Source organism: Neobacillus sedimentimangrovi (assembly GCF_010614825.1).
GTDB classification, from domain to species: Bacteria; Bacillota; Bacilli; order Bacillales; family Cytobacillaceae; genus Neobacillus; species Neobacillus thermocopriae.
In genome coordinates this window covers 1-8,939 of sequence record NZ_JAAFZF010000075.1, presented here as the reverse complement: position 1 = coordinate 8,939, position 8,939 = coordinate 1, and the positions used below count along the sequence as shown (strand labels likewise).

General features: G+C 36.2%; 9 protein-coding genes and 1 pseudogene. 4 read left to right on the top strand and 6 right to left on the bottom strand.

Annotated features, from left to right (window positions below):
- Positions 1–158: 158 nt before the first annotated feature.
- From GZA11_RS15755 to GZA11_RS15745, 3 genes are all read right to left on the bottom strand, one after another.
- Positions 159–563, bottom strand: coding sequence for a CotD family spore coat protein (locus GZA11_RS15755; RefSeq protein ID WP_163184359.1), 405 nt, complete (start codon positions 561–563; stop codon positions 159–161).
- Between the two features lie 393 nt (positions 564–956).
- On the bottom strand, positions 957–2,219 hold the full coding sequence (locus GZA11_RS15750; RefSeq protein ID WP_038535794.1) for a ribonuclease H-like domain-containing protein: 1,263 nt from the start codon (positions 2,217–2,219) through the stop codon (positions 957–959).
- On the bottom strand, positions 2,210–4,513 hold the full coding sequence (locus tag GZA11_RS15745; protein ID WP_163184358.1) for a DEAD/DEAH box helicase: 2,304 nt from the start codon (positions 4,511–4,513) through the stop codon (positions 2,210–2,212). The genes GZA11_RS15750 and GZA11_RS15745 overlap by 10 nt, the downstream gene beginning before the upstream one ends.
- A 203-nt stretch (positions 4,514–4,716) precedes the next feature.
- Here GZA11_RS15745 and GZA11_RS15740 point away from each other — a divergent pair, with 203 nt between their 5' ends.
- Both GZA11_RS15740 and GZA11_RS15735 read left to right on the top strand, forming a co-directional pair.
- The gene (locus GZA11_RS15740) at positions 4,717–5,415 is read left to right on the top strand and encodes a Crp/Fnr family transcriptional regulator (RefSeq protein WP_163184357.1); all 699 of its coding nucleotides are present in this window, start codon (positions 4,717–4,719) and stop codon (positions 5,413–5,415) included.
- A 181-nt stretch (positions 5,416–5,596) separates the two neighbouring features.
- Positions 5,597–6,010, top strand: a complete 414-nt coding sequence (locus GZA11_RS15735; protein WP_163184356.1) for an Hsp20/alpha crystallin family protein — start codon at positions 5,597–5,599, stop codon at positions 6,008–6,010.
- Between the two features lie 44 nt (positions 6,011–6,054).
- Here GZA11_RS15735 and GZA11_RS15730 read toward each other — a convergent pair whose 3' ends face one another.
- Positions 6,055–6,609 carry a YppG family protein gene (locus GZA11_RS15730; RefSeq protein WP_051968176.1) on the bottom strand — a complete coding sequence of 185 codons (555 nt, stop codon included), beginning with the start codon at positions 6,607–6,609 and terminating at the stop codon, positions 6,055–6,057.
- Between the two features lie 179 nt (positions 6,610–6,788).
- On the opposite strand from GZA11_RS15730, the gene yppF reads away from it, so the two are divergent.
- Entirely contained in the window at positions 6,789–7,001 is a 213-nt protein-coding gene (gene yppF / locus GZA11_RS15725; RefSeq protein WP_038535800.1) for a YppF family protein, read from the top strand.
- 104 nt (positions 7,002–7,105) lie between these two features.
- Positions 7,106–8,271, top strand: a protein-coding gene (locus GZA11_RS15720) for an IS3 family transposase (RefSeq protein WP_163184355.1) whose coding sequence is annotated in 2 segments (ribosomal slippage) — positions 7,106–7,364 and positions 7,364–8,271 — 1,167 coding nt in all. Because the reading frame shifts where the segments join, the coding sequence is not laid out codon by codon here.
- A 42-nt stretch (positions 8,272–8,313) separates the two neighbouring features.
- Here the strand turns inward: GZA11_RS15720 and GZA11_RS15715 are convergent.
- Complete coding sequence (locus tag GZA11_RS15715; RefSeq protein ID WP_163184354.1) at positions 8,314–8,685, bottom strand: DUF1798 family protein; 372 nt, start codon at positions 8,683–8,685, stop codon at positions 8,314–8,316.
- Between the two features lie 97 nt (positions 8,686–8,782).
- A pseudogene (locus GZA11_RS16835) lies at positions 8,783–8,939 on the bottom strand (group II intron reverse transcriptase/maturase); the annotation flags it as partial.

Here is an 8,939-nt window from a genome sequence, read left to right as displayed (position 1 = left end):
GCCTCCAGCTTCCTTCAGATTCCGCGTCACCACGGACACCCTTGCTCTTGGCTAACCTCTACTTCTGTCTTCGGGGTTCGGGACTTACACCCTATAGTTCATGTACATGCCGGGCGCACATAAAAAACAAGGGCTAAATAGCCCTTGTTATGAAAAATTTACGGTCTAGGTCCCATTGGTGCTCCTGGTCCCATGCCCGGAGCTCCAGCACCGAATCCGGGGCCAAATCCAGGTCCGCCCATGCCATAGCCAGGTGGAACATTTGGCATCGCATTTGGTAAGGCATTTGGTAAGGCATTTGGTAAAGCATTTGCAGCTGGCAATACTTCCGGCATTGCTCCTATAGGTGGACATTGATTGCAGCAATCTAAATGTTGATTGCATACATCTTGGGCACACGAAGTAGTATGCGGACAATAATGTTTATGTTGGAACAAATGATGATTTACAGTTGTTGTGTGTACAGGATGAATGTGCGGAACCACCGTTGTGGAAAAAGTATGATTTACAAAATGTTTAGTCGGGTGTATAACTGGTGGAGCAAAATTACAACCTAAAAACATAATAAGATCTCCTTTCTAATGTTCTGTTTACATTAACAGCCTATGTTGAAAGGAGTACTCTTGTACTAATGAAAATACCTATTTTTTCTTTAGACAAATTAGTATGTTATAAGCCAGTTAGTCTTATAAAAATGAATAGAAGCTATCTTTTAAACTTGAAAAAACAACAGCCGTTAAACAAACAACAACAAAAAATAAATATAGAATTGCTTTATACATAAAACCAGCTCCATCTAAATACAGTCGATTTTTTCTCAACACAATATTAAATTTTACATTTTTAATACAATATTAACAATATGGAATTGCTGATTTATGCAAAAAAAATTTGAACATTTTGTTACAAATTTAATCAACTAGAAACAACAATAATTATTATTTATTTTTTAAAACTCACCTTGATGTATTTAATAATTTTCTCTTTATACGTTCTTGTCTTAACTCTAATTGTTCCAAAGATTGAATGGCCGGTACATTTAAATTGCTTTGTTTTACCCTTTCAATTGCCCGTTGACAAAATTCATATGCTCTAGCCAAATCTTTTATTCTATGTTCATAAATTTTAGCAAGCTCAACATATGCCTCAATCTTCATTTGCTCATCTCCAAAATCTGCCACTTCTATAAATAATTGTCTGGCATTTTCCCATTCCTGATCTTTTTTATATTGATAAGCCAAAGTTAATTTTGCCTTACAAGATGTAAAATCGCTACCAGTTGCAATGTTCTTTAAAACACTTTTGGCTTGTTGCTTTTCCCCTATCGCTGCATACCAGCGTCCTACTTCATAGATCTCCGCCCTCGATTGATCCTGAGCCACACCACACAATTGAAAGGACAAATGTGTGTATAGTGTAATGAGTGACAGTATATCCATTTCATTATGCTTAAGCACGTCAAGCATACCATCAGGCCTTTTACTTTCAACAAAATCAAAATAAATCATCGGAGCCAAAAATCCAGGGATGTCGTCTTTCCTTTCTACCCCAAGTACTTCCTTTTCCACAATCACTAATTTCATCCGTTCTAATTTATGCTTCCAGAGTCTTCTGGCCGCGTGAAATAAATCAAAATGACCAAAGGGGGGGAGCTTGGGTACATGTTCCCTTATAAGAGTATGCCTTGTTTTAACCTGTGGCCAATCAAAAGCCTTCCCATTATATGTAACCAATGTTTTATAATTTATCCTTTCTAAAAAGCTCTGATATAAGGGAACCTCTGCTCCTGGTTGTGGAAGGATATGCTGTCGTACAATAATTGATTCATTAGATAGGCTAGCATAGCCTAATATGAAAATAGTATTGCCAACCCCGCCTCCAAGTCCGGTTGTTTCTGTATCAAAAAAAAACAATTCCTCTGCATTGTATCCTTTCGCTGATAATGGATGGCCATTTTTATTCTGATTCCATAGTTTTATTGCTGTAAGAAAATCTCGAAAACGATAATGGCCATGCTGATAAGATAAAGGGTAACTTATTTCTCGAATTAAGCAGTAGTCCTGATCAAAGAAATAAGGGAAAACATTTTCTTTTTCCCACATTTCTTTATAAGGTACATGAATGACATTCTCGTTTGGCGGCTGTTGGATTTTATTTTTAGATGACTGATCAATCGATAAATGAGGCTTTAACCGACTTATTTTACTCCTTAATGACATATCTCTACACCCTTAGTTAATGAAATCTGGTTTATAAATGTATCTATAATCTTTAATGCATCACTCTTTGCACTAACACTTTTCATATCAGTTCCAATACAAGAAGGACAGCCAGCCTCACACTGACAGTGATGGATCATTTTTTTTGTTGCTTGAAATAATTCTGCCATTTTATGATAAAGTTTTTCGCTCAATCCTACCCCTCCCGGGTATCGATCATAAAAAAAGATGGTAGGTTTTTCATTATGATCAGCTTTCACTTGTGGAGTGACATGAATATCCTGTGGGTCAGTCATCACAAATAATGGTGCAACTGCACGTAAGGCATGTGCAGCTCCAATCATTCCTTGTTCAAGCCGCTCATTTCCAAGTTCGGTTAATGAGTTATTCAAAGAAACCCAGGCAGCATTTGTATGCAGTTCTTCCTCTGGTAAATGAATAGGACCAGAACCGATATTTTCATGTGTTTCAAATTTGATTTTTTTAAAAATGGTAGCCATTGCTCTCACGCAGACATCACCATATCCAATTTCAGCACCATCTAATTCTTGAAGTTTGTCTATCTCTAACACTTTCATCTGAACTGCTAAATTAGCATCTGTAAAATAGTCCACATCTACTTCTCGAACAAACGCTTTTTTCTCTTCCCAATCCAGTTTTTCCACCTGAAATTGTTTACCCTGATGTAAATAGATGGCTTCCTCATGAAGTAATGTCATCGCTGAAAATCGATCCATCTCGCCAATAACCTTCACATTGGCTACATTCGTTTGATCGATTATAACGACATTTTCCTGAGAAGCCGACCTTAGACTGATATTATGGGCCGGAAAGGAATCATTCATCCAATACCATTTTTCCCCGTTCTGATAAAGAACGCGTTCCTCGGTCAAATAATCTAACAATTCCTCTGTATCTAATTCTCCAAATTTCTCCCCTTTTTTAAATGGCAGTTCATAAGCAGCACATTTCATATGATCTATTAAAATAATTAGATTATCAGGGTGAATCCTTGCTGTCTCTGGACTTTTATTGAAAAAATAATCCGGATTTTGAATGATATATTGATCAAGTGGGCTTGAGCTAGCAACCATAATGACAAGGGATTCTCCTTGTCTCCTACCTGCTCTTCCAGCCTGTTGCCACGCACTTGCGATCGTACCTGGATACCCTGACATGATACATACCTGAAGTTGGCCAATATCCACCCCTAATTCCAGCGCATTCGTACTAACAACCCCATATATTTCCCCTGACCGCAGACCTTTTTCAATCTTTCTTCTTTCCGTTGGAAGGTATCCTCCTCGATATCCCATTATGGATTTAGTCCCCAATTGATGTAGGACTAATTCCTGTAGGTAGGTTAGGATAATTTCTACTCTTACTCGGCTTCTAGCAAATACGATCGTTTGAATTTTGTTTTTCAACAATTCACCAGCAATCTTTCGGACCTCTAATGTAGCACTTCGTCTAATATTTAATGGCTTATTTACGATCGGAGGATTATAAAAGAGAAAATGCTTTGTCCCAGTAGGAGCACCATTATTATCGACAAGATCCATTTTCTTTTCTGTCAATTTTTCCGCTAATTCCAATGGATTGGCAATCGTTGCAGATGTGCAAATAAAAATCGGATTGCTTCCATAATAATGACAGATCCGCCTCAATCTTCTAATCACATTTGCCACATGACTGCCAAAGACTCCACGGTACGTATGAAGTTCATCAATCACTACAAATTTAAGATTCTCAAATAATGAAACCCATTTTGTATGATGAGGTAAAATTCCCGAATGAAGCATATCTGGATTTGTAATGACAATATGGCCTGCTTTTCTTATCCTCTGGCGAATATTTGCTGGAGTGTCACCATCATATGTATAGCTATTTATATCGATCTTTGCCTTCTCAATGAATTCATTCAATTCACTCTTTTGATCTTGAGCTAATGCCTTCGTCGGAAATAAATATAGAGCTCTTGTTCCGGGGTCAGTAAGCATCGTTTGGATTACCGGAAGATTGTAGCATAATGTCTTACCAGATGCAGTTGGAGTGACTGCTACAATACTATTACCCTTCATAATAGTTTCATAAGCAGTTTGTTGATGGGTATACAACTGGTCAATCCCCCGTGAGATTAATGCTTCCTTCAAAAGTGGATGTAAATTTTCTGGAAGCGGAACAGTCTGTGCAGGTCTCTCTGGAATGGTGCGCCAAGCAACAATATTTTTTTTAAAGTCATCATTCATTTTAAATTCAGTTAATATATCTTGAAGATTTTTTTTATATTTCATCGTACTCACCTCAATACTTTCATTTTAACGAATAAACGTTCGGAGAAAAAGTATAAATCAAGAATCTCTAAGAATTTCACCGTTTTATTTTCCACTTCTATACTTTTTTTGCGTATTTTGTTCATAAGATTTAATATTAGAATAAAAGAGTATTTAATTTTTGTTAAAATAGAAGTATCGCAATATATTTTGAAGGTGATTCAATGAAAATAGAAGAAATTAAAAAAGTATTATCTGAGTTCACATTGTTTCGTTCATTAAATGATACCGAATTATCCAAGATAACCGACATTGCAATTGTAAGGGAATGGAAAAAACATAGCCATGTTTTCCATCAAGGAGATCCACTCGAAAATGTCTATTTTATTTATAGTGGGAAAATAAAAATTTATAAAAGTGATATAAGTGGCAAGGAACAAATAGTCGCGATTATGAAAAAAGGTGAAATGTTTCCTCATGTAGGCTTTTTTAGAAAAGGCAACTATCCGGCCTTTGCAGAAGTACTTGAACCTTCCGTTCTAATTGCAGTTCCCATCACACGATTTGAACATGTTCTAATCGAAAATCCCGAACTTTGTATAAAAGTATTTAAAGTTCTTGGGGAAAAAATTGTTGATTTGCAAAATCGGTTAGAGGAACAAATTTTAAATAATACGTATGAGCAAATTGTAAAACTTATCATTCGACTCGCTCAAAAAGACGGTAAAGAACAAGAAGATGGAACCATTCTTTTAAAATCTGAATTTACAAATAAAGATCTTGCTAATATGATTGGAACAACGAGAGAAACAATCAGCCGTACACTAACAAAAATGAAAAAAGATGAGTTAATTGAAGTGGATAATGACGGAAACATGATAGTTGATGTTAAACTTTTGATGGAAGAAATAAATTTAATCTAGAATCCTACACCGCAATCATTTAATTGCGGTGTTTTTCTTTTTACCTAGGGGGAGGGCACCTACCTTGTTCAAACTGCATATATTATCGTGAAAATACTGGGAAAGTGAGGTTTTTAAGTTGTCTTCTAATCCCCCAAGAGATCATAAAAACTCAAAAAAACCTGAACCTTTTGGAGAATTAATGAAATCCATGAATGAGTTTTTTAATGAAAAACCGATCAAAGGTTTTCTCCAAACAATGGATGAATTTTTCAAAAGACCATTTCCTTTTGATGCTGGCTTTCGTATTGATTTGAGAGAAACAGATAATGAATATATCGTTACTGCAGAGCTTCCAGGTGTAAAAAGAGAACAAATCCATATTCATGCTAATGGAAATTACTTAACCATTACTGTCGAAAATAATGAATTGGAGACTAGTGAGGATGAAAGGAATCACAGTTTCCAAAGGAGATATCTAAGGCAGCACTCAAGCAGAACGATTACACTCCCCCAATCCATTAATGAGAAATTGGTGAAAGCATCCTATAGGGATGGATTGTTACAGATCAAGATCCCTCGTATTAAAGGAACTGTTATTGAAATCGATGATTAATTTTTTTCTGCTAATATTTCAGGACGGCAAAATGCCGTCCTTCTTTATGTTTTAAATATACCGCCAAAACTTTTAACGAGAGATGTCACTTGTGAAACTGCATTCATCATTTGACCAGCAGTATTAATCATTTTGTTGAGGTCTAAAGTTCCATCTTGTGATTTAAATGAATTCATGAAGGATTGAAATCCTCCTGGTGGTTTAGGAATAAAGCTTTGTTTTGGATAAGGATTCATTAATGGATACCCACTCATGTGTTGATACGGATTTGTCATCATTTCCTCTTTTGGTTGCAATGGGTTTTGAAATAAAAATTGAACATCTTTCTGCAAATGATTCTGGTTATAATTCATGTGTGTTTGCATAATACCAGATTGAAAATTTTGGCCAAATGGTTGTATTGTATGCGGTACATTTACACCTTGGTATAAATTGGGGTTCAGGCCACGAATTTGCATTGGAGGTTGATACATAATTGCCTGATTTCGATAATCCTGTTGCCCATCCCATCGCACTCCAAATGAACCCTGATGAATCATTTGTGATGGAAACCCATAATGAAAATTGTCCATCAGTCTCATTTTGCCAAACACAGGCATACATCTCCTCCGCATTTTTCTCTGTTACACACTATGAAAATTAACTCTAAAAGGTGTTACATCAAAATATTGAGGACTGTCGCAAACAGAAGAATTTTGTCTGAAGTTTAAATTTTTTAAAAACTAAGGAATTTTTTGTTTTATGGTACGATAGAAAAAATGGTGAAGGAGGATCTACTATGGACATTAGCGAAATTAAAAGCAGATTTTTTCAAAGTCGTGACTACAGCACTGAAGATGTTAATGCATTAATGGATTTTGTTAAAAAGGCCTATATCCACAACGAAATTAGCATTATAGATTATCGCAATTATGTCCGTGAACTTGAAAAACTAGGAGCGGTTTTACCTGAACATACCGCTGATGACTCCCTCATCAAAAATAGTAATTAAATTTAAAAGAGATGCTTCTATGGTATTATCCCCTACAGGTAGACAGTAAAAAAAGAGGACATTTGATATGATGTTCTTAGGAGTCTACCTGGGAGGGGATTTTTTTGGCTAAAAAAGGACAAACCTTTAACTCATATTCAGAAGAGCTTAAACGTGAAGTCGTTCGTTTGAAATTGGAGGAGGGATGGTCTTATCGACAACTTCGTGAACATTTTGGAATTAAGAGTGATGCACAGATTGCAGAATGGGTCAAGAAATTTCGAAATGGCGAGTCGTTTAAAGATCAACGTGGAGTATGGAATCGTAAACATTTTTCGAGTTTAGAAGAGGAAAATGCTTATTTGAAAGCACAGGTTGAATACTTAAAAAAGCGCAATCCAAATCTACATGGGAAGGAGTGGTCCTGAAAGCTGATCGGTTTCATATTATTGATGAACTACGAAAAAAACAGAGACACCTACTGTCATGGCTGTTAAAAATTGCAGAGGTTTCAAAGGCTGGATACTACAAGTGGCGCAAGAACCATTCGAACATGTCAAGACGTTTGGAAGAAGACCTTTTGTTGAAAGAACATATTTTAGCTATTCATAAGTTACATCCGTACTATGGATATAAACGCATGACAAGGGCATTATCCAGAGAAGGGATCGTTGTCAATCATAAGCGTGTGCGACGTTTAATGAGGGAGCTAGGTATAAAATCGGTAATTCGGAAGAAACGACCTTTCTACGGCCTTAGAGGATCTGTGGTATTTCCGAATGTATTAAACCGCGAATTCTGTGCGGAGATTCCGTTACAAAAACTCGTAACGGATATTACCTATGTACGTGTTGGAGATACATTTGCTTACTTGTCTGCGGTTTTAGATTTATATAACAATGAAATAGTCGCATGGGAACTTTCTGAAAGAAATGATCTTAGTTTGGTATTAAACACCTTGAAACAACTGGAGGGGAAGCCGTTTGGCAAGAATGCTCTCCTTCATTCCGATCAAGGATTTCAGTACACGACAAAATCATATGAGAACCAGCTCAAAGACCTCAAGATTCAAGGAAGCCATTCGCGAAGAGGAAATTGTCATGATAATGCATGTATCGGAAGTTTCTTCTCACATTTAAAGACAGAGAAGTTGTATTTAGTGCGCCCAAAAACGATCGAACAGGCTTATCAGGCTATTCAAGAATATATTCATTTTTACAACCACAGTCGTTTTCAAGAAAAATTTAACGGTCTTTCCCCGATTGAATATCGAGAAAAGACCGCAGCTTAATATACTCTTTTTTTCATTGTCTACTTGACAGGGTTATGTGCACTAGGCATCTCTTTTCATTTTTTGAAGTTCTTTCTTAACCTCTAGCAAAAAATATTCAACTGTCCGATACATATCCAAAAACCTTTTTTTACTTGTTTCTGAAAAAAATGATTGAATAGATAATTGTTCTATATAACTTGAAATGGTATCTATCTGTTTTAAATGTATAGTTTTTGGGGAAGCCTCTGAAAGCCATTTTTTCATTAACATATTCCACTCGTCATTTACAGCCTTTACCTCATCCACAAAAGGTTTAATTATTTCATAAAAATCCTTTTTATCCCCAGTTTCTTTGACTTCATGAAAATTTTCCATATATATCTTATGGTACATTATCAGTTTCTCTGTTTTATTATATAACTCCTCTTGCATTTTGATCTCCCCGGTTAATACAAGTCGAGTAGGAGGGGGTGATTAACCCCCGTCCTCTCACACCACCGTACGTACGGTTCCGTATACGGCGGTTCAATCAAGATAAATGACGCAAGAATTCATAACGTTTCTGTAGACTTTTAAGCCCTTGGTTACTCCAATAGGAGTTTCCAAGGGTTCTGTGTAATATGGGACTTTTTGAGATTCGCCAATAACCTTTACGACTGTTCCCCCATTCATAAGCTTTCCATTCA